The following is a 24,508-nucleotide window of genomic DNA, read 5'->3' on the forward strand; positions in this document are numbered from 1 at the left end:
GGTGTTTTACACGACCTCAGGATGAACCCGTCGGCTCAGCGCAAACCCCGTGAATACGGGGGCTTGAAGCAGATCTGGCGGCGCAGATGCAACGGTTGCGACCAGCCTCATACCTACAAAAACAAAGGGAGTCCGTAATGGGCGAGCATGATCTGAACAGACGTCAATTCATCAAAACCGTGGGCGTAGCCTCGGTGGCAGCGGCCGCCATGAGCATGCCGTTCATCAAGGCTAACGCCAGCGACACACGCTTTGCGGGCAAGACCCTGCGTTTGCTGACCTGGTCCGATGACACCGGCTTGGCAGCCCTGCGTAACATCGCAGCGACCTTCGAAGACAAGTACGGCTGCAAGGTCATTGCTGACCGCACCGGCAGTACCTCGGAAATGGTCGCTAAACTCAAGGCCGGCGGTGACCGTCCGCAGTACGACATCATCACCCTGGCAGGCGTCGGCGCCGAAGGTCTGGCCGCCGCCAACCTGCTGGAAAAACCCGACCTCAACCGCATTCCCAACCTGGTCGACGTACCGGAGAAATACCGCACCGGCGCCAATGGCCACGGTATCGGTTACCTGCTCTGGTGCAACAGCCTGGTCTACAGCACCCGCACCCAGAAAGAAGCCCCGGACAGCTATGCAGCCCTGTGGGACCCGGAGCTGGCGCCAAACATCTTCCTGCCGCCGCCGAACTGGACCGAGGCCATGGACCTGATCATCATCGCCGCCAAACTGGCCGGTGGTGACGAACACAACATTGAGCCGGGCTTCAAGAAACTCGCCGAGCTGAAAGATCGCGTGGTGACCCTGGGTGAAAACCCGAACCAGATCGCCGAGCTGTTCCGCACCGGTTCCCTGGACATGGGCGGTCTGTACGCGCCGGCATTCTTCCCGAAACAGATCCGCGATCCGGCCTACGGTCTGAGTGCAACCTTTGGCATGAAGGAAGGTTTCTATACCGACTTGATGCAATCGGTGATGCCGAAGAACCGTCCGGGCGACACCGACATGGCGTACGCCTTTATCAACCACTCTCTGGACCCACTGGTGCAGGGCAAGATGGCTGAAGACATCTACAACGGCCCGGTCAACGCCAAGGCGATCATCTCCGCCGAAGCACGCAAGAGCCCGTACATCCTCACGCCAGAGCAGATTGCCGAGAAGGCGATCATGCACGACAACGCCTTCCTGGCCACCGTGCATGACCAATGGATTCGTCGTTACACGGAAATCTTTTCTTCCTGATCGAGTGACGAACACAAGCCCCAAGAGCACCACAAATCAAATGTGGGAGCGGGCTTGCTCGCGAATGCAATCCGTCAGTCGACATCGATGCTGACTGACCCACCGCTTTCGCGAGCAAGCCCGCTCCCACACTAGAACGTCGTTGCTTCAGGTGTTGTGTTTGTCAGCTGCTTTCCATTGACGAGACCCTTGCTATGGAACACCAACCTCTGACTCATCCGGTCGCCGTCGCTGCATCGCGCTCTCCCCGAGGTGTTTCGCCGACGACGCGTGCCTGGTTTTTCCTCTCGCCGTCGATGCTGTTTCTGGGCGTATTGATCGCCGCCAGCCTGCTGGTACTGCGCATGAGCGTGGGCACCAAGGGCGCGGAGTGGACCGGGTTCAGCCTGGCCAGTTACGCCCAACTGCTGGAACCGTATTACCTTAAATCCTTGCTGCTGACCCTGCGTCTGGCCCTGATCAGCGCAGTGATTGCGGTCGTGTTGGCGATCCCGGTGGCCTACACCATGTCGCGGCTGACCTCACCGTTTGTGCGACGGATCTTCCTCGCCGCGGTGCTGCTGCCATTGTTGGTCAACCTGCTGCTGCAAAGCTACGGCTGGCTGGTGATTCTGGGCCCGGGCGGGATGCTCAACCAGGCGCTGATGGGCCTGGGCCTGATCAAGCGTCCGATCATGCTGCTCTACAACCAGAACGGCGTACTGATGGGCCTGGTGCAAACCGCGTTCCCGTTGGCCGTGCTGCCGATTGCCAGCGCCATGCGCGGCGTCGCCCGTACTTATGAAGAAGCCGCTGCAACCCTGGGTGCCAGCCGTTTTCAGGTGTTCCGTCAGGTGGTGTTGCCGATGAGCATGCCGGGGATCATCACTGGCGCGACGTTGGTATTCGCCTACAACGCCAGCAGCTTCGTGGTGCCATTGCTGCTCGGTGGCCGACGCGTGCCGATGCTGGCCGTGATGGTCCATGACCAGATCGCCCCGCTGATGAACTGGCCCGCCGCATCCGCTGCCGGTGTGGTGTTGATTGTCACCACGCTTGCGATCATGACCTTGTCCGAATACATCACTGGCCGTCGTCGGCGCATGCTGGAGGCTTCCCAATGAGCACCCTGATCAAGAAACGTTATGGGCTGCTGCCCGGCGAGACCGGCAAGTTTGCCGGCATCCTGTCGGGCTTCATCCTGCTGCTGGCGGTGTTGCCGATCCTGACCATGATCGTGATGTCGTTCAGCGGTGCGTCGAACCTCGACTTCCCGCCGAGCAGCTACAGCCTGCAATGGTACAAGGCTGCCTGGCACACCTTCGTGTCGCCGGATGCCAGCGATGTGCTGAGCCTCGGCAAGGCCATGACCACCAGCCTGATGGTGGCGTGCCTGACCATGGTGTTTGCAACGATCATTGCGGTGCCGGCCGCTTATGCCCTGACCCGTTGCGAGTTCCGCGGCAAAGCCGTGGCGCTGCAATTGATGTCGCTGCCGCTGGTGTTTCCGATGGTGGTGTTGGGCCTGGCGTTGCTGCTGGTGTTCGACAGCCTGCCGTTCCAGATGACCACCTCGCGGCTGGTGATTGCCCACGTGATCCTGGCGCTGCCGTTCGTGGTGAAAAACTGCACCGCCGCGATGCTCTCCATTGGCAGCGAAGTCGAAGAAGCCGCGCAGATGCTCGGTGCTTCACCGACCCGGGCGATTATCGATGTGGTGGTGCCGCTGATGAAGTCGGGGATTCTGGCGGGGATGCTGCTGGCGTTCATCGTCTCGTTCAACGAATTCACCGTGACCTACTTCCTCTACACCATCGACGTCATGACCGTGCCGATCTGGATGTACAGCCGCACCGTGTCTTCGCTCGACCCAACCGTTTTCTCGTTTGCCGTGCTGATCGTGCTGATCGACTTCGTCCTGATCTGGGCGTTGGAGAAGCTGGTTGGTGAAGGTGGCGTTTCGTTCTGATTCTTGAGGTGCAACATGACTGGTCTGATTCTGGAAAACGTCGAGAAACATTACGGCTCGGCCTGCGCGGTAAAGGATGTAAACCTGCATTTGCCTGAGGGCAAACTGGTGTGTTTTCTCGGCCCTTCGGGCTGCGGCAAAACCACCTTGCTGCGAATGATTGCAGGGCTTGAAACCCTGAGCGGCGGTGAGATTCGCCTGGACGGTGAAGACATCGGCCACACCCCGGCTCATCAACGTAATTTCGGCATGGTGTTTCAATCCCTGGCGCTGTTTCCGCACATGACGGTGGGGGAGAACATCGCCTATCCGCTGAAACTGCGCGGGGTCAGCAAGGCCAATCAGCAGGCGCGGGTGGTGGAGTTGCTGCAACTGATTCAGCTGCAGGAAATGATCGACCGACCGGTGTCGAAACTCTCTGGCGGTCAACGTCAGCGGGTGGCGATTGCCCGGGCGATTGCCAATCACCCGAAAATTCTGCTGCTCGACGAACCGTTGTCGGCGCTGGACGCCAAGCTGCGTGAATCGATGCAGGTGGAAATCCGTCAGCTGCAACAACGCTTGAACATCACCACCATCATGGTGACCCACGACCAGCGTGAAGCCATGACCATGGCGGATATCGTTGTGGTATTGGGTGAACATCGCGTGCAGCAAGTGGGCACGCCGATTGAAATCTATCGTCACCCGGCCAATGAATTTGTTGCGGACTTCATCGGCTCGGGGAATATTTTCCCTGCCACCGCGCTGGGCAACGGCAAGATTGGGTTGCCGGGTGGCGATGCGCTGCAAGTGCCGATCTGCAGCAGCATCGTGGTGGGTGAGAAAGTGAAGATGCTGATTCGTCCTGAGGACCTGCAACTGTCGCATCCGCAGGCGACGGCGGGGAATCGGCTGCTCGGTAAGGTGACGTTCGTGCGCGATATCGGCGCGACGATTGAAACCACCGTTGAATGTTCCGGGGTGTCGTTTACGGCGTTGAGCACGCCGTGTCAGGGGTTTGGGTTGAGCATTGGCAATCCGGTGTCGGTGACATTGCCGGCTGAGGCTTGTCGCGTACTCGGCGCCTGACATTAGAGGTGGATTGACTGTACCGGCCTCTTCGCGAGCAAGCCCGCTCCCACATTGGACCGGTGTACACCAGACCCCTGTGGGAGCGGGCTTGCTCGCGAAGGGGCCCTCAGCCACACAACAAATGCCGGATCAAACCGTCAACCGCAACCGCGCCAAATCCCTTAACGGCGGAGCCCCAAACAACCGGCTGTATTCCCGGCTGAATTGCGAAGGGCTTTCATACCCCACCCGATACCCCGCCGCCGAAGCCTCCAGCCCTTCCGCCAGCATCAACCGCCGCGCTTCTTGCAGGCGCAGTTGCTTCTGATACTGCAACGGACTCATCGCTGTCATCGCCTTGAACCGGTGATGCAACGTCGACACGCTCAGGTTCACTTCCTTCGCCAGATCATCGATGCGCAGCGGCTGTTCATAGTTGCCGTTTAGCCATTTGATCGCCTGGCTGATGCGATGGCTCTGGCTGTTGGCGATAGCGATTTCGTACAGCCGATGACCCTGCTGGCTGCGCAACAGCCGATACAGAATTTCCCGGCGAATCAGCGGTGCGAGCATGGCGATGTCTTTCGGCGCATCCAGCAAACGTGCCAGACGCAACACCGCGTCGAGCATCGCGGTGTCGATCCGTTCGACATACAAACCTCGTCCCGTTGGCCGGGTTGGCACACCGAGAGGACCGGCATCGGCAATCAGCGCGGTGATTTCTGCCGGATCAATGTCCAGCCGCACCGCGAGGATCGGTTCTTCAGACGTGACGTTCACCACTCGTCCGCTCAATGGCATCGAGACCGACACCACCAGGTAGTTCAGCGGATCGTAATTGAAGTATTCATCGGCCAGCCTGACCTCTTTACGGCCCTGCGCCATGATGCACAGCGCGGGTTGCGCCAGTACCGGGGCAAACTCATGGGACTTGCTATGACGAGACATGAAGAGCGAGCCGACGGCAGTCGCATAAGTGCCATCCTCCGCCGTGTTATGGCGAATGATAGCGGCCAGTTCCGCGCGCTGTTTCTCCATGTCGGCGTCCAGCGGGGCTTCAAAGTGATCGAGCGACGACATGCAAGGCATCCTCGGTGGTGCGTCAGTAATGAAGCGAGCTTAAGTTTGTGCAAGACAAAGCGGTAGACACATCCTGCCTCAACCTTGCCTGATTCTGCACGGAGTGAATTTACGGCACCTCTATGACAGGGCAACCCAAGGAAAACTTGCTTGAAAGCCGTGTTTCATCGGCACGAAAACTTTCACAGGTTGTTCCAGGTTTTTCGAGAGACCGCGCAGGATTGTGCAACAAGCCGGCAGGAATCGACTAACCGTGATGGAAGGGGCGCGCTTAACCTTGGATCCTGTCGCAGCCCGTCCCACGGCTGCCACTCGAGTACCTGGGAGGGTTGAACATGTCTACGCAGATCCCCGTCAGTCATATGGCCTTTGTCCGCGCCCGCGCCGGGCGTTCGGCGGAACTCGGTGCGCGCCTGAGCGCCTTGATCGAGCCGTCCCGCAGCGCACCGGGTTGCCTGAATTTTGCCCTGCAACATTCGCAATGCGATCCCGAGTTGTGGCTGGTGTCCGGTTTCTGGATGAACCAGCAGGCCATGACCGCTTATTTCAGCACCCCGGCCATGCAGATTTTTGCCGAGTTGGTGCAAGACCTTGTGGTCAACAGCCTGGATTTTCATACCTTCAAGGACGTGTCTGCTGCCCAGGCGCTGGGACAGTCCCAGTCGTGGGTACACAAAATGGCGGGTTGAGGGTTTAATGGCTCAACTCTCAATCAGCCAGGATCCACGACATGGCACGCAAAGCCTTTGAAACCTTCGAAGCCGTATCTGCCGTAGTACCCCGCGAGGGCGGTTATCACGCCGCAATCGCCACCAAAGCCATCGGTGGTTCGGGTGCACCGCGCTTTCACAAGCTGCTCGAAGAACAGACCTTCAAAACTGCCCGCGAGGCCGATGAAGCCGCGGCGCTGCAGTTGACACACCTCAAAGACGTCAGCGAAGACGGCGACCTGATCTGGTAATTACTTGACCGCCCCCGGGCGATACATCTTGAACAACGCCTCAGGCCCCAGCTGGAAATAATCCGCTGGCCCGCCGCCGCGCAGAATCGGTTCTGCCGCGGCGGTGTCGTACACCCCATCCTTCAACAGCCACTTGGCGATATGCACGGCGACCACTTCGCCGAGAATCAGCCAGCTCGGCACCACGTTCCCATCCGCCCGCTGCAACTGAATGATCTGCGTGACCTTGCACTCGAAGGACACCGGGCTTTCGGCGACGCGTGGCACCTGAATGATTTTCGACGCTGCCGGGGTCAGTCCGGACAGCTCGAACTCGTTGACCTCAGGTCCGACCATGGCAGAGCACTGGTTCATCTGCTCGGCCAGCGTACGGGTCGCCAGGTTCCAGGCGAATTCGCCGGTTCGCTCGATGTTATTCAGGCTGTCTTTGCGCCCGACACTGGAAAAACCGATGATCGGCGGAATGTAGTTGAACGCGTTGAAGAAACTGTAAGGCGCCAGGTTCAGGCGGCCATCGGCATCCTGAGAGGAAATCCAGCCAATGGGACGCGGGCCGACGATGGCATTGAACGGGTCATGCGGCAGGCCGTGGCCGTTGGCGGGTTCGTAGAAATGGATGTCGTCGGGCATGGCGTAAATTCCTGGGGGGCTCGGGAGGCGGTCATGGTGCAAGGACGAACGGATAACTTCCAGCGATGAGATCCAAATGTGGAAACGAGTAAGCCCGGCCGAAGCCGGGCTGTGAACCTTCCTCCAACTATTAGCCGATGGTTTCTGCGGTACCGGTTTTGTCAAAACCGTCAGCGGCATAGGTATCAGAATGAGCGCGGTCGACGGAGGCGCTGGCTTCGGACGCGAAGGAGGCCGAACCGGTTTGGTCATAACCATCAGCGGCGAAGGTGTTGGCGGCCAATACGGAAAGAGTCAGGGCGAGGATCAGTTGGATTTTCATGATAGGTACTCCAGGTTCGTTCGCAATGAATACGTACAGGCGCTGATTCGGGGGCCTGTAACGGATATACGTGCGTCACGTTGATTTGGATGCGGTCAGCTGCAGAATGCTGCGGGGGCATTAACCGATCGTTATCTGCTGGAGAGGGGCGACTTGAAACCGAGGTGCGGCCATCGCGAGCAAGCTCGCTCCCACATTGGATCTGCTTATACCAGACCCTTGTGGGAGCGAGCTTGCTCCGGGCGGCGTTCCGACGATGGGGCCAGTACAGCCACCATCAATGTAACTGTCAGTCCGTCTCGATCCGCGAATGCTTGCGGGTGTCTTTCATGGTCACGTAGACCAGCAACGACACCGCAATACACGCAGTGACATACCAGTAGTAACCGGTTTCCATGCCGATGCTCTTGAACCACAGCGCGATGTATTCAGCGGTGCCGCCGAAGATCGACACGGTCAGCGCGTACGGCAAACCAACGCCCAGCGCACGAATCTCGGTCGGGAACAGTTCGGCTTTAACCACCGCGTTGATCGAGGTGTAGCCGCTGACGATGATCAGCGCCGCCATGATCAGGAAGAACGCGCCCCACCAGGTCTGCACGGTGTGCAGGGTGGTCAGGATCGGCACGGTGAACAGCGTCCCGAGAATACCGAAGGCAATCAGGATTGGCCGGCGACCGACTTTATCCGAGAGCCCGCCAATGATCGGTTGCAGGCACATGAACAGGAACAGCGTGGCGGCCGAAATAGTGGTGGAGTCGGAGATGCTCATGCCGACGGTGTTCACCAGGTATTTCTGCATGTACGTGGTGTAGGTGTAGAACGCCAGGGTGCCGCCCATGGTCAGGCCGACCACGGTCATCAGTTCCTTCGGATGGCGCATCAAGGTGCGCATCGCGCTTTCCTTGGCCTTCTCTTTCTTGGAGAACGACTCGGTTTCTTCCATGCCACGACGCAGGTACAGCGCAACCACGGCACACAGCGCGCCGATGGCGAACGGGATGCGCCAGCCCCAGGCGTACAGCTCTTCAGTGGTCAGGGTCTGTTGCAGCACGATCAGCACTGCCAAAGCGATGAGCTGGCCGGAGATCAGGGTCACGTACTGGAAGCTGGAGTAGAAGCCGCGACGTTCCTTGGTCGCCATCTCACTGAGGTACGTTGCCGAGGTGCCGTACTCGCCACCGACCGACAAACCTTGCAGCAGGCGCGCGAACACCAGCAGGATCGGCGCGCCGATGCCGATGGTTTCATAACCCGGGCTCAGGGCGATCAGCAGAGAGCCGAAGCACATCAGGTAGACCGAGGCCATCAACGCACGTTTGCGACCGGCCTTGTCGGCGTAGAGGCCCATCAACCAGCCACCGATCGGGCGCATCAGGAAGCCCACGGCGAAGATCGCGGCGGTGTTCAGCAGTTGCGCGGTGGTGTCGCCTTTGGGGAAAAAGGCCTTGGCGAAGTACAGGGAGAAGGCGGCGTAGACGTACCAGTCGTACCACTCGACCATGTTGCCGACAGAGCCGCTGAAGATCGATTTGATGCGACTGGCAGTGGTTCTTTCTTTGGCAGGCGAAGCTGCCGACCCAAGAGGCAGGGATTGTGAGTTATCCATGACGGATCCTTCATTTAATTGTTTTTGTGGAGCGCGTTGAAACGCAGCCTGCTTGGGCTATAGCAGGAGATGTGCCAAAGGGAGGAGGGCCGGTTTAGAGGGGGTAGCGAGTTTTATTGAGCGGAAATCCGCTTATTCAGGATCGGGTGCGAGCGGAAAACCGCTTATTCAGGCGTGGGATTGCTTCGTCAGTGCTGGCCCCTTCGCGAGCAAGCCCGCTCCCACATTGGATCTACGGTGAACACAGAATTTGCCTACACCTCGAATCAACTGTGGGAGCGGGCTTGCTCGCGAAGAGGCCAGTTCAGGCACCACAAAAATCAGCTGTCTTGCAAAAACATCTCGCGGGTCAGGCCATGCCGCTGCATCTTTTCATTGAACGTCCGGCGCGGCAGTTGCAGCTCTTCAAGCACCGCTTTCACATCGCCCTTATGCCGGGTCAACGCCGCGCGCAGACAATGCGCTTCAAAGGCTTCCTGCTGCGCCGCCAGGGATTGCCCAGGATCGATCCCCACCGGTTCCGGCTCGCCCAGCCCCAACACTTGTCGCTCAGCAACGTTTGCCAATTCGCGCACATTGCCCGGCCAGTCGTGGCTCAGCAGATGGCTCAACTGCGGGCCGCTCAGCGGTGGAAAAGTGCGCCCCAAACGCTCGGCGGCATTTTGCGCAAACGACTCGAACAACAGCGGAATGTCTTCACGTCGCTCGCGCAACGGCGGCAGCCGCAACTCGGCCACGTTCAACCGATAGGCCAGGTCCTCGCGAAAGCGTCCGGCCCGGGCTTCGTCCAGCAAGTCGGGTTTGGTCGCGGCGATTATCCGCAGATCCACGCGGATGCTCTGATTGGAGCCCAACCGCTCCAGCTTCTGCTCCTGCAACACCCGCAACAATTTCACCTGCTGAGCCAGCGGCATGCTTTCGATTTCATCGAGAAACAGCGTGCCGCCATCGGCGTATTCGAGCTTGCCGATGCGTTTGCCCGAGGCTCCGGTGAATGCACCGCTCTCGTGGCCGAACAGTTCGGCCTCGAACAACTGCTCGGGGATCGCCGCACAGTTCAGCGCCACAAACGGTTTGTCGGCACGCGGACCAAAGTCGTGCAGGCAACGGGCAACCAATTCCTTGCCGCTGCCGGTTTCACCGCGGATCAACACATTGACCGGCAGCGTCGCCAGGTCCAGCACTTGCCGACGCAGCGTCTGTAAACCACGGGACACGCCCAGCAACGTCGCATCGAGTTTGGCGCGGTTGTCTGCCTGCTCGTGCAGGGCGCGGTTTTCCAGCACCAGCCGCCGCTTGTCCAGCGCACGGCGCAGACTGCCGAGCAAGGTTTCGGGGCTGAAGGGTTTTTCAAGGAAGTCGTAGGCACCATCGCGCATCGCTTCGACCGCCATCGGCACATCGCCGTGACCGGTCAGCAGAATCACCGGCAAGTCGGCATCGCGGCGCTGAACCTCGGCCAGCAGTTCCAGGCCGGTCATGCCCGGCATGCGCACGTCGCTGAGGATCACCCCGGGAAAATGCGTCGGCAGCTGCGCCAGGCATTCATCGGCGCGGCTGAATAACTGCACCTCGAACCCCGACAGGCTCAGCCATTGTTCAACGGCGCTGCGAATACTGCTTTCGTCGTCGACCACCATCACTGAGTTCAGCATGAGCCGGGTGCCTCCAGGTCGATGGGCAAGGTCACGGTGAACACCGCTCCGTTTGCATGATTGTCGGCGCTCAGGCGTCCGCCCGATTCGTGAACGATGGCAAAGGATACGGCCAGCCCGAGGCCCAGGCCATCACCCACCGGTTTTGTGGTGAAGAACGGATCAAACACGTTGGCCAAGTGTTCTTCGGCAATGCCGCCACCGTTGTCAGCGACCGTCAGGCGCCAGAGTTGTTCGTCGGCTTCGAGACGGATTTCCAAGCGTTTGCAGGGCTTGTCCTGCATGGCGTCCAGGGCATTGCGCAGCAAATTGATCAGCACCTGTTCCAGGCGAATCGCATCGCCACGCACCCAGGCCGGACGCGTCAGGTGCAGCACCGTGCTGACCTGTTCGTCACGCAAACGCGCGTCTAGCAACTGCAGCGATTGGTCCACCACCGCCGCCAGGTCCAGGCGTTCGCGTAAACCGCTGGGGCTTTTGCGGGCGAAGGTTTTCAGGTGGCCGGTCAGGGCGGCCATGCGCGTCAGCATCTCATCCACCGGTCTGAGTGCTTTGTAGGCGTCATCGACTCGGCCGTGATCGAGCAGCAGCCTCAGAGTAGCCAGTTGCATGCGCTGGGCGGTCAGCGGCTGGTTGATTTCATGGGCCAGCGCGGCAGACATCTGGCCGAGGGCGGCGAGTTTGGCCGATTGCACCAGACCGTCCTGAGCGGTGCGCAGGTCGCGGGTGCGCTCTTCCACCAGTTGTTCGAGCTCTTCACGACTGCGCTGACGCAGCTTGGCCAGACGCCAGCGTTGATTGAGAAACAGCAACAGAAACACCACCGCCAGCCACAGTCCGGCAGCGGCGAGCCCAGCGTTGCGGCTGTCTTCGAAAGCGATTTGCGGGCGGCGCAGCAGGTGCAACGTCCAGCCTTCAGTGCTCAGCGGCAGCGATTCCCACAGATAATTGGCCGTCCCGTCAGGACCCACGACCCGCGTCAGGTCACTGTTGTCGTCGAAGCGCCGCACCGATTGATACTCGAGCGGTGTCAGCGGTTGTTTGTCGTATTGGCGGGTGGCCTTGAGTTCGGCGTGATCGCTGTCACCCAGCGGTTTCAACAAGCGATAGCGCCAGCCCGGCTGGTTGGCGATGAAGATAATGCCGCGCGCATCACTGACCAGCAGTGTGTCGCTGCCCTGACGCCATTCGCGCTCCAGTTCCGGAAATTCGAGTTTCACCACCATTGCGCCGAGGAACTGGCCGTCGTCACCGGTGACCGCGCTGGACAGGAAGTAACCGGGAATGCCGCTGGTCACGCCCACCGCGTAAAAGCGCCCGGTGCCCTGGGTGCGGGTCTGGCTGAAGTAGGGGCGAAAGCCATAGTTGTGGCCGACGTAACTGCTGGGCAAGCGCCAGTTGCTGGCGGCCACGGCGAGGCCGGTGCGGTCGAGCAGTTCCAGGGTTGAGGATTGCGCCGCGCCGTTGATCTTTTCCAGTTTGCGGTTCAGTGCGTCCTGTTGCTCAGCAGACACAGTGCCATTGAGGGCGCCGCGCAACTCCGGGTCTAGCGCCAATACGGCGGGCAGGGCGCGGTAGCGATCGATCAGGGTGTGCAGGGAGTTGGCGTACAACGCCAGTTGCTGATTGGCGCGGGCAGCGTCTTCGACCAGGGCCTGGCGTTCGGTGTGGCGCATGGCCAAACCAGCCGCCAACGCCGCGCCGGCAACGATCAGCAAGGTGTACAGCATCAGACGTAACGTCCGGGAGGTCGCAAGCATGGCGTAGTAAAAAGTCAGCAATACGGGCGCGCACCATAGCATGCCGCTGCTAGGGGACAGAGTTGCCGGTGTAAAGCTCATCCGTTTATGCAGCGGCTTTACCGCTGTTTCTGTGAGCCCGAACAGTATTCACGAAGCTGTACAGCATGCCGGTGATTTTACCCGTTTCCTCATCCAGGCTTCGAATATCGATCCCATTGATACTGGTGACGGAAAGTGCGTCGGCATACTCGTGAAAGCGAGGCCATCAGAATCAACAGCGTCGACGCGGGTGAACGCCTGATCCTGATGGGGCTGGCCGGCTCAAACTGAGCAGCTTCAGCCGGCACGGCCAGCCGTTGCGCGATCACCGAACGATGACCGATGTCGGCTCCCTCACCAGCAGTGGCACCTACAGCCCGCTCGGCGACCTGCTGACCCAGACCAATGCCGGTGGACATCAACAAAGGATGCGGTACGACAACGCCGGGCAGCTCAAACAGGTGTTTGTGCAACTCTGGAACGGCGAGCTGCAATGCGTGCTGCGGGACTCGCGGTACAACGCTGCCGCCAGATCATCGAACAACAGGCTGGCAACCAGGTGGTCAGCACCTGGACCTACGGACGTGTCGGGTGTGAGTGTTTCCACGTCACCACCGACTGTTTTGCGCAGGTAAGTCAGATGACGAATCGGTGAGCCTCTAGCGTCAGTGGCCGTGAGGCTTGGGGTTCAATAGTGTCTGTCATCAGATCAAGCTGCGCGTTGTTGCTGAAGACGTTGTTTTAATCGAGCGTTCAGGTCCACCACGCGTTGCATCTTGGCTTTCACAACGGTTTCGTTATCTCCAAGCCGATGTCGGAGCCCTGCGGCTTCTGCCTTATCGATGGAGTTAGTGCTGCTCTCAAGCTCGTCCAGAGCCTCATCAGCCAGGTCTTTCTGGCTGTTCAGGAAGTCCCCCATTGTTTCGAGGGCCTGGTTTGTTACCTCGAGGTCTCGTGGACCGAGTGTGCCATTTAACGCTTCTGTCATTTCGGTGCTCAAGCGAAAGAGGGCCAGCGATTTTTCCAGGTGAGTTGTGCTGATGAATGTATCTGCAACATTGAAGGTTATTGTTAAGGCAGCTTCTTTTTGGCCGTCCGTTGTTCGGGGGTCGTATTTGGATGCCATTGCTTTCACTTCCGACCTCAGGCTCAAAGGCCCCGCTTCTTTGACGATATTGTCCACAGAAAAGTCGTCCGCCTTTGGTAAGAGTGGAAATCCAAAAGCGCTCTTTTTAGCAACTTTGTCTAGAGCATTGCCTGTTAAATCCGCCGCCAAGATGGCAGCGCCGATACCGAATATCGGTCCGACTATCGGGGCTACCGGTCCCGTAACGACGGCACTGGCTGTCGCCATCGTGCCCGCTACACCGGCTGTAAAGGCTGAGGCAATCAAATTGACGCTGGTGAAAATTAATCTTTTGGCGCCTGATTTGTAGATATCTCGGGTACGGTGCAAATTATTCAATTGATAAATCGACTGATCCAGTTTGGGCTGCAGCGTCGCCAACAGAGTAGAGTAATGATTGACGATGGCTTTCAACTCCGCTGGCGTTCGTTTCTCTCCTAGCTCATCGACATGGTTGAGCGGATTGTTCCCCACAAACCCATACAAATTCAGCCCATCCACATCCCCCGCGGGATCAGCACTCACCCAACGTTGCAACCACGGTGCGTAATAGCGTGCGCCGTAGTAGTACAGCCCGCTGTCATCCATTTCCTTGCCCGAATAGCGAATGGTTTTGTAGTCGACGTCTACCTCGTTACTGCGTGCGTACCAGGCCGTGGCGCCGAACGGGTAATAACCTTCCTCGCTGATCACCTGCGCCTGTTGATCGAGCTCCAGAGCGCAGGAACCCAAATGATCGTCGAGGCTGTAGCGCAATTGGTCTTCGGCGATTTTTGCGGGTTTGCCGCTGGCCCAGTGCAGGCAACGCACGCTGCCGTGCCCGCCAGACAGGGAGATCACGTGTAGCTCTTCGCCGTTGTCGCGGGTGCGGATTTCCAGCCCCGGCAGGTAGATCACTTCCTGGAAATGGCTGAGCGAAGAGGTGTGGGTTTCATGGCGTTTGAACACGCGCACGCCTTGGCTGTAGCGGTAGAACTCTTCGTCATCGGGGCCGTTGGCGCGATTGACCAGAGTCACTGATTCCAGCTGATCAAGGCTGTTCCACGTCAAGATTTTGCCTGGCTGCAAGTCGTTGAGGTTGCCGTGGCGGTCGAACAATGTTTCGAAGTCCGGTGGCGGATCACCGGGTTTCCAGCGCACACCACGGTTGCTGGTGGGGTCGATGAACATCTCGCGGGTCTGTGAGGCGCCCGCACGCACGTGACACAGTTCGATCAGATTACCGCCAGGGTCGTACTCATAGTGTTGCGTGTAGTTGAGCCGATTGCTGGGGTCGCCGGGCAGAGGCCGTCCCGGAATATCCGACGGCGGTGCATCGTCGTAACCGCTGGCGCTGGTCAGCCGGTACAGCGAGTCATAGGTGAAGTCGCGGTGGCCATCGACGAGCTGGTTGGCGAAATAAATCGGCTGGAAGGTGTGGTCTTCGAGGCGGGTGATGTTGCCGACGCGATCGTAGAAATATTCCAGATCCTGCAGCGCCGGCTCGGCGTTTTTTTGCGCTCGCTGCGTGGACAGGCGGCCATCGACCGGGTCGTAGGTCCAGGTGCTGAGCACGTCATTGCCGGCGCGTTGTTCGATGATCTGGCCGGCGGCGTTGTACTGCGCGTCTTTGAGCACCGGCTGCCAGTTCAGGCTGCCTTTTATCCGCAGCTGAACGTGTTTGAGCTGCCCGGCAACGTCGTAGCCGAACTGTTGCTGGTGATCACCGGCATCGGTCTGGCTCAGCACGGTGCCGAGCGGGCTATAAATCCGGTTGCTGTGGTAGGGCTTGCCCTCGACCAGGGTTCGGGTTTCGCGCAACGGTTGTCCGAGCAGGCCGTAGCTGTCGAGGCTCAGGGTGCCGGAGCGGTCGACCTGCTCGGTCAATTGGCCGCGCAGGTTGCGGGCGGGATCGGCGGAGGCGTCAGCGTAGGTAACGGTTTCGACGTTCGGCTGGCCGTTTTCCTCGATGGCGAGCGGGCGCAACTGAGGGTCGTAGGTGGTGCGCCAATGACTGCCACGCTGATCCCAACGCTGAAGCTCTTCACCGGTCAGCCCGACCAGGCTCAAGCGCCAGCCGGCATCTACAGAGGAGACCTTCAGCGGCTCGCCGGAAAGTCGGTAGGTCGTGCTCAGGTTGGCGACGATACCGAACAATCGTGGGTCCCATTGTTCGAGCAATCGCCCGGCAGCGTCATGCCGTTGTCGGGTAATCAGGGTTTCCAGTGGCCCGCCGTTGACCTTGCGCAAGTACGCGATCTGGCGAATCGGTAAGCCCCGGCTATCAATGGCCGTCACATTCGGGGTCCGCCAATGAACCGAGGTCGTCATGGCTTGCCTGCCTTCAACCCACTTTCAGGCGGCGCAACGTAGGTGTCATTAAAGTCCAGACTGGTGGTGTACCAGGGGTGGATGATTTCGAGCGCGACATCTCCTTTGGCATTGATGACTTTGGTCAGGCGACCGAGCACGTCGTAGAACTGTTGATCGTGATGGCCGAACTGACGAAAGGAGTGGTCATTGATATAGCGGTGCCCATTGGCGAAGTAAGGGCGAAACACCCGAACGGCCAAGCCCTTGTTGTTGTATTCCACACGTTCGCTGACGCGCCAGCGCGGGTCGGCGTGCGCGACCTTTGGCTTGCCGTCTTCAATCACCAGCTCACCGTTTTCCACCACAAAAGCCTGCCCCGGCTCGACCAACTGTTTGGTCTGCAGTGGCCGGCCAAAACCATCCACGAAAGCTTTGACGATCTGAATTTGCTGCAGCTCATCATCCCAATAGCGGTCGGCGGTGAGGACGACGCTGTGCACCGGTTCGCGGGGAATCGAGTGGATCAGGTCGAGCAGCGCTTGTTCAGGCCCGGTCAGGGACTTGAGCCGGGACAGTCTACGTCGGGCGCTGGCGCGAATATGCAGGGTGGGTAGCACGTAACCTTGCGCAATCCAGGTGGTCAGCCAGTCAGGTGTCTGCCTGACGGAATGGGGGAGTTCGCCCATCCAGCTGAACAGGTCCTTGCGCAATACACTGGCCGCTTTTTGCAGGGCGCCTTTCGGATCTTCGATGGCAGGGTCTGGACGATGGTCCGCAGGACGTTCGTGTTCGTCGAGGGGGCGAAAACCCATTTGTTCGCCGTCTTCAGTGCCATAAAAACTGATGGCAAGGGGTTGTCCGGACGGCTCGTAAAGGGCTTCCTCGACATTGTCATTGGCATCGATGCTGCGCATGAGTTGCAGCGCGTGATAGTCATATTCGAAACGGGCTTCGCACCCGTCCGGCTGCGTGATGCTTTTCGGCAGCAGACAGTAGGCGTCGTAGCGGGCTGTCGTGATGCCGTAACTGGGCGTTTCGTTGTACTCCATCACTTTGTAAAAACTGTCGAGCTCGCCGTACTTGGCATAACCATACCGGGACGACCATAGATTCCTCTCCTTGTCCTCCTCCTTGTCTGCCTCCTCGTCTACCCCCAGTACCAGGGGCATGGCCGAATAGCCGATTTTTTCCAGTTCGTCCCGAATAACGAGCGACGGCACCGTGTCGTAGGCTTGCAGTGCTGTCTTGTCCAGTTGGGCAATTTCCAACGGTGCCCGCAGTGCCTCGAAATCGGCCTTGCCATCGGCAAGCACTGTTCGGTCGTCAGTCTTGAAGTAGCGATAGACCGACTGCGTGGTCAGTAGCCTCTGTGCGGCCCATTCGGGCGAGGCGTACAGGTCGATAAATCCTTCATAGGAAATGTCTGCGGGGGCGAGCCCCCCGGATGCTGGCTTCTTGGGCAGTACCAACGCATTGTCACGTTGCAGATAAGGCAGGCCCAGTCGCCAGCCTTGCAGGTCCTCTTTCAAGTGAATGAACTCGGCGCGGGATTCACTCAGGTAGTAGGACTGTTGGGCCGGGTCATGGGCATCCGTCCACCATTGGTTTTCATCAGCGTCATCGAACGGCGGTTCGTCATCATCCGGGTTTCTGCGCCGTGCATAACTGACCGAAATGGCATGCACAGGCAGACCAAACTCGTCGTGGCCCAACGTGATTTCATGTCGGCACAGAGGGTCATTCAGGAAGCGTTCGTACTGATAGCTGATCTTTTCCAGCGACAAGGGCAGCATGATCGGGTAAGCGTCATGCTTTCCCTTTTTGCGCAGCTCGCGCACCTTGAAACGACTTTCCTCCACCGCGAAAGGCACCGCCCTGGTCAGGTCATCGTCGGCGGCGTAGGTCTCCACACGCAGCACTGAACCGGCGAGGGCGTGGGCGATTTCGTGGGCGGTGGCTTCATCGGGCGGCGGGATCGGGTCATCGAAATCGTCGTCGCGGTGATACTGGCAGAACAGCGTGGGTTTCAAATCACACGCTTCGGAGTCACGGTTGAAATAGCCATCGCGTGGCAGATCGATTTGCCGTCCGGTGTGAAACCACGTGCAGACCAGTGCCGGGGCGGTAAAGCCGATGTCGTCTTCACTTGCGCTGGTTTCGCTGTCGGTCTGGCGCAGCAGCCCGAAGCCGCGAAACTCGCGGTTTCGGCCATCGTAATAACCGTGCAAATACTCAAAGAACTGGTTGAGGCAGTTGCCGGTGATTTCATCGAGCTGGCTTTGTTGCTTGACCACCGGCACCGGGAACGGCAGGTAGCAAATCGGCAAGCGTTTGAGCTTGAGTATCCGATTCTTTTCATCCAGCCATTCCTGTGCCGAACTGCGATACACCACTTGGGTGCTGCAACCCATGTTGTTGTTACTGGCCACCAGCATGTAAGGCTTGGCGCTGACGAAATCGTAGCGCCAATGCTGTGGTTTCATGTGCGGCACGGTCAGGATCAGGCTGGCGCAGCCCAGGCCTTGCAGGTCGGCGAGGGTGACCTGGCACAGGTTGTCGTAACGGATGTCGTCGGGCCAAGGGACCGTGACGGGGATCTGCTCCAGACCATTGCCGCCGCGATTGAAATAGATCTCGAAACAGTCGGACTTCAGATAAATCAGTGCCGGTGCACCGGAGCCGTCGAGGTCGGCAATCCGCACCCGCGCCGCGTCGAATGTCGCGTAATCGAAGGGCAGGGCACTCATGACAAAACCCTTGCCGAACCGACCGTGACCGAGGTTCGGCCAGCATTTGATTTCGTCGTGCCGGATGCGGCACAGCTCGGTCATGTCGCTGCCCAGCAAGTTGCCCAGCATCACCAGTTCGGTGCGGGAGTTGCTGAACAGCGGCAGGCGATCGGTGTTTGGTTCGTGCTCGACCTCCTGGCCCGGCGCGAAACCTTCCTCACGTCGATTAGCGTACAGGCGCACGCTCCGCGGACCGATCAGCGCCATCGAGCTGAGCCCGTCACCCATCAAATCGCCAGACTGTGAAAGCGTGTGGAAGAATTCCACCGGGAAGGCAGAAAAGGGAATGAACCCTGACCAGCTGCGATCAGGATTGAGGGTGTGGAAACCGCTCATACCAGGCGAGGCGAGGACCCAGTCCAGCCGGCCGTCGCCGGTCAGATCGGTCAACGCCTGATAGGTCGGTTGATTGCGATCGGCCACGGGAATGCGGTTCAGTTCTGTCCATGGGCCATAGTGGATGTCATCCGCCCCCGTCGGCGCGCGCAAGGGTTCGCGGTAATACCAGCTCTGGTCGTAACGACAGAGAAAACCAGGAACGCCTTCACCGAACAGATCGACGCATTGGTGGTTCGCACCGTCCTCGATGCCGGGCATGTTTTCGAACGGGAAGAACTGGCTCGACTGCTTATTGAGTTCGAAGCCTGAATAGTCGAACTCCACCGGCGGCATGTTTTCCACCGCGCCACGGGCATCGTACGCTTGATAGTGCGCCGCCACGATTTGACTATAGGACCAGAGCGCTATGCTGCGGGGGTAGTCGAATACCACACGCCGAACCAGCACCGGATCGGCCTCTGAATCGGGAAATTGATGAAACATCAATACTTGTTGGCAGAGGCGGCGAGTGCCCACTTCAAAGCCTTGACCATAGGAGGAAAAGGGGTCTGAGCGTGTCAGCCACGGATTAAGTGTGTCGCCGTCATAGACCGGTTTTTCCGTCAGGGCTTTAGTACGCTCGCCGTAGTCGAATACCAGATGGAAGTGCCATGAAGGCGGCGCTGATCTCAGTACGTTCCAGCCATACAAGTGCTGACTCGCTTCGAAGTTGCCATACAGCACGCGATGCAAGTAACGCTGAGCCCGGTAGTCGTGTGGCTGATCCGGGTCCTCAGACGAGTCCTCTGCTTTGTATTCGAAGCAAATGTGTTCACCGTGGGGGTTCATGCTTTCCTGCAACAACCAGGCACCAACGCGTTGCGGGTCCTGCGGATCAGCCCGGCGCGAGGTATCGGATTTACCGAACAGGTGAAGACTGCCATCGGCCCCATGCACCAGCCAGAAACCCTCGGGAGTGGTGTCGGAGCGCCAGAGTTCAATCAGATCGAACGAACTCTCGACCCGTGGCCAGTAGCGCACAACGTGGTGTTCACCAATGGGGAGACCGCGATAATCGGTTACAACACTGGACTTTGGCTTGCCCTCGTCATCCAGTTCGGGCATCAACTCCTCGCCGCCGGGGCCGACCATGATGTCGGTGGCGAGGTAATCGGGTACACCCTTGCTGGTCCGGCGAGTGATAGCACTGACGCCCAAACGCCATCCGATGCCAAACGGGCCGTTACCGCCCTGGCTGTCATAGCTCAGCGCCATTGCGGGATCGAAACCGCGTCCTCCTGAAAGGGGCAGCGGCAACTCGAACGAGGCACTGCCGGTCACGCCGACCGATCCCCAGCTTTTGCCAATCGTGGCAATGGAAGCACTCTTGGCGATGGAGGGTTCAGTGATGCTCAGGGAGGCTTGTTCTTCCATGGGGCTGATCCTGTTTTGGCTTGGCACCCGCGCGTGGCAACGGTATCGCGTGATGAAGCAAAGCTAACAAGACCAGCAGGCGGCGTGACCTGTCAGATATGACAGGTAAGGCCGGTTTTTTTAGACCGAATACCGTGGAAAACGCTGCGTTATATAGCGAATAGTTAAAGTGACACGCAAAAAAAAACGGCCGGGTCATCTAAAAGACGACCCGGCCGTATTGGCAGGCTGAAGTGCTTACTGCACTTCCACCGCCAGGCTTTCACTGATCTTTTTCTGCCAGATGGCAGGACCGGTGATGTGTACCGACTCACCCTTGCTATCAACCGCAACGGTAACCGGCATGTCTTTCACGTCGAACTCGTAGATCGCTTCCATGCCCAGTTCGGCGAAAGCCACCACGCGGGATTTCTTGATGGCTTGTGCCACCAGGTAAGCCGCGCCGCCAACTGCCATCAGGTAAACGGCTTTGTGGTCCTTGATCGCTTCGATCGCGGTCGGGCCGCGCTCGGATTTGCCGATCATGCCCAGCAGGCCGGTTTGCTCGAGGATCTGGCGGGTGAACTTGTCCATCCGCGTTGCCGTTGTCGGACCGGCAGGGCCAACCACTTCTTCGCGCACCGGATCAACCGGGCCGACGTAGTAGATGAAGCGACCTTTCAGGTCCACTGGCAGGGTTTCACCCTTGTTCAGCATCTCGACCATGCGCTTGTGCGCAGCATCGCGACCGGTGAGCATCTTGCCGTTGAGCAGGACGGTTTCGCCCGGCTTCCAGCTCTGCACGTCTTCCGGGGTCAGGGTGTCGAGGTTGACGCGACGAGCCGATGGGCCGGCTTCCCAGACGATTTCCGGGTAGGCGTCCAGCGGTGGCGCTTCCAGCGAGGCCGGGCCGGAACCGTCGAGCACGAAGTGCGCGTGACGGGTGGCGGCGCAGTTCGGGATCATGCACACCGGCAACGAAGCGGCGTGGGTCGGGTAATCCATGATCTTCACGTCGAGCACGGTGGTCAGGCCGCCCAGGCCCTGGGCGCCGATGCCCAGTTGGTTGACCTTCTCGAACAGCTCCAGGCGCATCTCTTCGATACGGTTGGACGGGCCGCGCTTTTTCAGCTCGTGAATGTCGATGGATTCCATCAACACTTCCTTGGCCATGACGGCGGCTTTCTCGGCGGTGCCGCCGATGCCGATGCCGAGCATGCCCGGAGGGCACCAGCCGGCGCCCATTTCCGGAACGGTTTTCAGCACCCAGTCGACGATCGAGTCGGACGGGTTGAGCATGGCCATTTTCGACTTGTTCTCGGAACCGCCGCCCTTGGCCGCCACGTCCACTTCGACGGTGTTACCCGGAACGATGGAGTAGTGGATAACGGCCGGGGTGTTGTCCTTGGTGTTTTTACGAGCACCCGCCGGGTCAGCGAGGATCGAGGCACGCAGGACGTTTTCCGGCAGGTTGTAAGCCCGGCGCACGCCTTCGTTGATCATGTCGTCCAGGCCCATGGTGGCGCCATCCCAACGTACGTCCATGCCCACGCGAACGAACACGGTAACGATGCCGGTGTCCTGGCAGATCGGGCGGTGGCCGGTGGCGCACATCCGCGAGTTGATCAGGATTTGCGCCATGGAGTCACGGGCTGCTGGCGATTCTTCGCGCAGGTAGGCTTCGTGCATCGCCTGGATGAAGTCAACGGGGTGGTAATAGGAAATGAACTGCAGGGCGTCGGCAACGCTCTGAATCAGGTCGTCTTGCTTGATCACGGTCATGAGTCGCGCTCCTCTAAAAGACGGGAACATTCAATAAGGTGCTTGCAGCTTGGGTGCATCGGTCGGTTGCAAGCACCTTTACAAGGCACGCCGGGGCTGCTGGCGCGACGCTAAAAAGGCGCGGCAGTATAACGCGCCTCGGTTCCGGGCACACCCGCCGGTAGTCAATCGTTGGTCGCATACGCAGGCAATGCAAATAAACCTGCGGCAGGGCTTTTGGTGGGAGCGGGCTTGCTCGCGAAGGCGTCGGCACATCCAACATTAATGTGACTGACACGCCGCCTTCACGAGCAAGCCCGCTCCCACAAAGGTTTGTGTGCAAATTTGCGGAAAGTCGAAGGTCATGGCATTGACGCCAGTTTTCCACCCTTAAAATTGAATGGTCATTTATCAGGCACGCTACTAAAGTGGCATTCGGTCTGTAGAGTAGGACACTCAAGCAGCCTCCCTTCGCACGGTGAGTCAACGATTGACCCATAACGCCATCCAGCGCTTGTTGCTCAAACGCTTTGCCCTCGCAGCCGGCACTTACGCTTTGGCTTTGGTGCTGTTGTGGCTGGCGTTTTTCACCGGTCATTACGATGAATCCCTGTCCAACGTGGCCATCGGCAGTGCGCTGGTGGTCATCAGTCAGGCGGCGTTGTTTGCGGTGTTTTACAGTGGCTGCAACCTGCGTTTTTCCGACCCCAGCCTGACTGAAGCGCAAGTGTTGCTGGGGCTGGGTTGGCAAACCTGGCTGATCGCCAATCTGGACGAAGCACGCGGCGCGTTCCTGGTGTTCTATGTGCTGATTCTGCTGTTCGGGTTGTTCCATCTTTCGCGCATGGCCTTTTTGCGGTGCGCGCTGTTGGTGTTTTTCAGTTTCAGCGCGATCACGCTGTGGGAGGGCTACCACTTCCAGTTACCCGACCCGGCACTGGCCGCATTGCAGGTGTGCGTGTTGCTCATCGTGTTGGTCTGGCTGGAACTTTATGCCCGTCACGTCCAGGCCTCCCGTCAACGCATGCGTCAGCGCCGATTTGCCTTGCAGGCGCATCAGGACACCTTGCGCGGGATGATGCGCCAGCTCGAAGACCTGGTGGCCACGGACGAACTGACCGGGCTGTTTAATCGCCGGCATTTCCTGCGCCTGGCCTCCCGTGAGCTGAAGGCCATGGACGCCGGTGTCATGCATGGCCTGGCGCTGATCGACCTCGATCATTTCAAACGGATCAACGATGTGCACGGCCATGCCGCCGGTGATCAGGTGCTGCAAGCCTTTGCCGCGGTAGCCACCGCCTGCTTGCGCGAGGGCGATATTCTGGCCCGTTACGGTGGCGAAGAATTCGTCGTGCTGTTGCCCGATTGCAACGCCGAACGCTTGACCTCCTGTTGCGAGCGGCTGCGCATTGCGTTCACCGATGTAGAACTGATCGGACTCAACGTCGCCCATCTCAGCTTGTCGGCGGGCATGACGTTACTCGAACTGGGCGACGATCTCGATGAAGCCTTGCAGCGCGCCGACCAGGCGCTTTATCGCGCCAAGCGTGACGGCCGCAATCGTTGCGCGGCCGCGTGGGAGAACGTCGATGCCTGAGTTACGGGTCGGCGAACGCCAATGGTCGGTGGCGGCGGGCAGCAACCTGCTCGATGCGTTGAATCAGAACGGCGTGTCTGTGCCCTACAGCTGTCGCGCCGGCAGTTGCCATGCCTGTCTGGTGCAATGTGTCCAAGGGCTGCCGAGTGACAGCCGCCCCGACGCCCTGAGTGCAGACCAGCGTCAGCAAGGCTGGCGCCTGGCGTGTCAGTGTCAGGTGGTCGAGGACTTGCAGGTGCACACCTTCGATCCTCAGCAGGATGGCCGCCCGGCCGAGGTGGCGGCTGTCGATTGGCTGAGCGCCAGCGTGTTGCGTTTGCGCCTGACCCCTCAAAGCCCTTTGCGCTACAGCGCCGGGCAGCATCTGGTGTTGTGGGCGGGCAATGTGGCGCGGCCGTATTCATTGGCCAGCCTGCCGGAAGAAGACCGCTTTCTGGAGTTCCATCTTGATTGTCGCCAACCGGGTGAATTCAGCGACGCAGCCCGTCAGCTGAAAATCGGCGATCCAATCCGCCTCGGCGAGTTGCGCGGCGGGGCATTGCATTACGACCCGGACTGGAACACCCGAGCACTTTGGCTGATGGCCGCCGGCACGGGTTTGGGGCCGTTGTTCGGTATCTTGCGGGAAGCGCTACGGCAAGATCACCAAGGTGCCATTCGTGTCATTCACCTGGCCCATGATGGCGAGGAACATTACCTGGCCAAACCCCTGCATGCCATGGCAGCCAGCCACCCGAACCTGAGCATTGAGCTGTGGACAGCGGCCGAGTTGCCAGAGGCTTTGGCGCAACTGCGGCTTGTCTCCCGGCAAACCCTGGCCTTACTCTGCGGGGCCCCTGACAGCGTCGACGCCTTTGCCCGGCGCTTGTACCTGGCGGGATTGCCGCGCAATCAACTGCTGGCGGATGTCTTTGTTCTCCGCGGTTGAGCGC

General features: G+C 59.4%; 19 protein-coding genes. 9 read left to right on the forward strand and 10 right to left on the reverse strand.

The annotated features are described in order from the left end of the window. The first annotated feature begins 137 nt into the window (after positions 1-137). The 4 genes from FQ187_RS03325 (at position 138) to FQ187_RS03340 (ending at position 4,260) form a co-directional block, all read left to right on the forward strand. On the forward strand, positions 138-1,241 hold the full coding sequence (locus FQ187_RS03325; RefSeq protein ID WP_149628395.1) for an extracellular solute-binding protein: 1,104 nt from the start codon (positions 138-140) through the stop codon (positions 1,239-1,241). Between the two features lie 194 nt (positions 1,242-1,435). Then, positions 1,436-2,344 carry an ABC transporter permease gene (locus FQ187_RS03330; protein WP_149628396.1) on the forward strand — a complete coding sequence of 303 codons (909 nt, stop codon included), beginning with the start codon at positions 1,436-1,438 and terminating at the stop codon, positions 2,342-2,344. Then, the gene (locus tag FQ187_RS03335) at positions 2,341-3,189 is read left to right on the forward strand and encodes an ABC transporter permease (RefSeq protein ID WP_129437940.1); all 849 of its coding nucleotides are present in this window, start codon (positions 2,341-2,343) and stop codon (positions 3,187-3,189) included. Before FQ187_RS03330 ends, FQ187_RS03335 begins: the two co-directional genes overlap by 4 nt. Before the next feature lie 15 nt (positions 3,190-3,204). Continuing rightward, positions 3,205-4,260, forward strand: a complete 1,056-nt coding sequence (locus FQ187_RS03340) for an ABC transporter ATP-binding protein (protein WP_149628397.1) — start codon at positions 3,205-3,207, stop codon at positions 4,258-4,260. A gap of 132 nt (positions 4,261-4,392) precedes the next feature. Here FQ187_RS03340 and FQ187_RS03345 read toward each other — a convergent pair whose 3' ends face one another. Further along, entirely contained in the window at positions 4,393-5,322 is a 930-nt protein-coding gene (locus FQ187_RS03345) for an AraC family transcriptional regulator (protein ID WP_149628398.1), read from the reverse strand. A 335-nt stretch (positions 5,323-5,657) separates the two neighbouring features. Here FQ187_RS03345 and FQ187_RS03350 point away from each other — a divergent pair, with 335 nt between their 5' ends. Continuing rightward, positions 5,658-6,011 (forward strand): putative quinol monooxygenase, encoded by a 354-nt coding sequence (locus tag FQ187_RS03350; RefSeq protein ID WP_123368238.1) that lies wholly within the window; start codon positions 5,658-5,660, stop codon positions 6,009-6,011. A 41-nt stretch (positions 6,012-6,052) separates the two neighbouring features. Next, positions 6,053-6,283, forward strand: coding sequence for a hypothetical protein (locus FQ187_RS03355; RefSeq protein ID WP_056741355.1), 231 nt, complete (start codon positions 6,053-6,055; stop codon positions 6,281-6,283). On the opposite strand, the gene FQ187_RS03360 is transcribed toward FQ187_RS03355, so the two are convergent. The 6 genes from FQ187_RS03360 to FQ187_RS30225 form a co-directional block, all read right to left on the reverse strand. After that, on the reverse strand, positions 6,284-6,913 hold the full coding sequence (locus FQ187_RS03360) for a flavin reductase family protein (RefSeq protein WP_149628399.1): 630 nt from the start codon (positions 6,911-6,913) through the stop codon (positions 6,284-6,286). 130 nt (positions 6,914-7,043) lie between these two features. Further along, positions 7,044-7,235, reverse strand: a complete 192-nt coding sequence (locus FQ187_RS03365; RefSeq protein WP_149628400.1) for a hypothetical protein — start codon at positions 7,233-7,235, stop codon at positions 7,044-7,046. 289 nt (positions 7,236-7,524) lie between these two features. Beyond that, positions 7,525-8,844, reverse strand: a complete 1,320-nt coding sequence (locus tag FQ187_RS03370; RefSeq protein ID WP_149628401.1) for an MFS transporter — start codon at positions 8,842-8,844, stop codon at positions 7,525-7,527. 320 nt (positions 8,845-9,164) lie between these two features. Then, positions 9,165-10,499, reverse strand: coding sequence for a sigma-54 dependent transcriptional regulator (locus FQ187_RS03375; protein WP_149628402.1), 1,335 nt, complete (start codon positions 10,497-10,499; stop codon positions 9,165-9,167). Next, positions 10,493-12,259 carry an ATP-binding protein gene (locus FQ187_RS03380; RefSeq protein WP_178122670.1) on the reverse strand — a complete coding sequence of 589 codons (1,767 nt, stop codon included), beginning with the start codon at positions 12,257-12,259 and terminating at the stop codon, positions 10,493-10,495. The genes FQ187_RS03375 and FQ187_RS03380 overlap by 7 nt, the downstream gene beginning before the upstream one ends. A 170-nt stretch (positions 12,260-12,429) precedes the next feature. Continuing rightward, the gene (locus FQ187_RS30225) at positions 12,430-12,774 is read right to left on the reverse strand and encodes a hypothetical protein (protein WP_256667277.1); all 345 of its coding nucleotides are present in this window, start codon (positions 12,772-12,774) and stop codon (positions 12,430-12,432) included. Between FQ187_RS30225 and FQ187_RS03385 the strand changes: the two genes are divergently transcribed. After that, the gene (locus FQ187_RS03385) at positions 12,673-12,915 is read left to right on the forward strand and encodes a hypothetical protein (protein WP_256667275.1); all 243 of its coding nucleotides are present in this window, start codon (positions 12,673-12,675) and stop codon (positions 12,913-12,915) included. The two genes, FQ187_RS30225 and FQ187_RS03385, sit on opposite strands and share 102 nt — an antisense overlap. Before the next feature lie 74 nt (positions 12,916-12,989). Here the strand turns inward: FQ187_RS03385 and FQ187_RS03390 are convergent, their stop codons facing one another. The 3 genes from FQ187_RS03390 to FQ187_RS03400 form a co-directional block, all read right to left on the reverse strand. Then, positions 12,990-15,716: an RHS repeat domain-containing protein gene (locus tag FQ187_RS03390; protein WP_149628403.1), complete on the reverse strand. Its 2,727-nt coding sequence runs from the start codon at positions 15,714-15,716 to the stop codon at positions 12,990-12,992. Then, positions 15,713-20,239 carry a SpvB/TcaC N-terminal domain-containing protein gene (locus tag FQ187_RS03395; RefSeq protein ID WP_149628404.1) on the reverse strand — a complete coding sequence of 1,509 codons (4,527 nt, stop codon included), beginning with the start codon at positions 20,237-20,239 and terminating at the stop codon, positions 15,713-15,715. Before FQ187_RS03395 ends, FQ187_RS03390 begins: the two co-directional genes overlap by 4 nt. A gap of 237 nt (positions 20,240-20,476) precedes the next feature. Further along, complete coding sequence (locus FQ187_RS03400) at positions 20,477-22,000, reverse strand: fumarate hydratase (RefSeq protein WP_008156025.1); 1,524 nt, start codon at positions 21,998-22,000, stop codon at positions 20,477-20,479. Between the two features lie 469 nt (positions 22,001-22,469). Between FQ187_RS03400 and FQ187_RS03405 the strand changes: the two genes are divergently transcribed. Both FQ187_RS03405 and FQ187_RS03410 read left to right on the forward strand, forming a co-directional pair. Further along, positions 22,470-23,576 carry a GGDEF domain-containing protein gene (locus tag FQ187_RS03405; RefSeq protein ID WP_149628405.1) on the forward strand — a complete coding sequence of 369 codons (1,107 nt, stop codon included), beginning with the start codon at positions 22,470-22,472 and terminating at the stop codon, positions 23,574-23,576. After that, positions 23,569-24,504, forward strand: coding sequence for an iron-sulfur-binding ferredoxin reductase (locus tag FQ187_RS03410; RefSeq protein WP_149628406.1), 936 nt, complete (start codon positions 23,569-23,571; stop codon positions 24,502-24,504). Before FQ187_RS03405 ends, FQ187_RS03410 begins: the two co-directional genes overlap by 8 nt. Positions 24,505-24,508: the final 4 nt, after the last annotated feature.

This window comes from Pseudomonas sp. ANT_J28, assembly GCF_008370005.1.
Lineage (GTDB): Bacteria > Pseudomonadota > Gammaproteobacteria > Pseudomonadales > Pseudomonadaceae > Aquipseudomonas > Aquipseudomonas frigoris.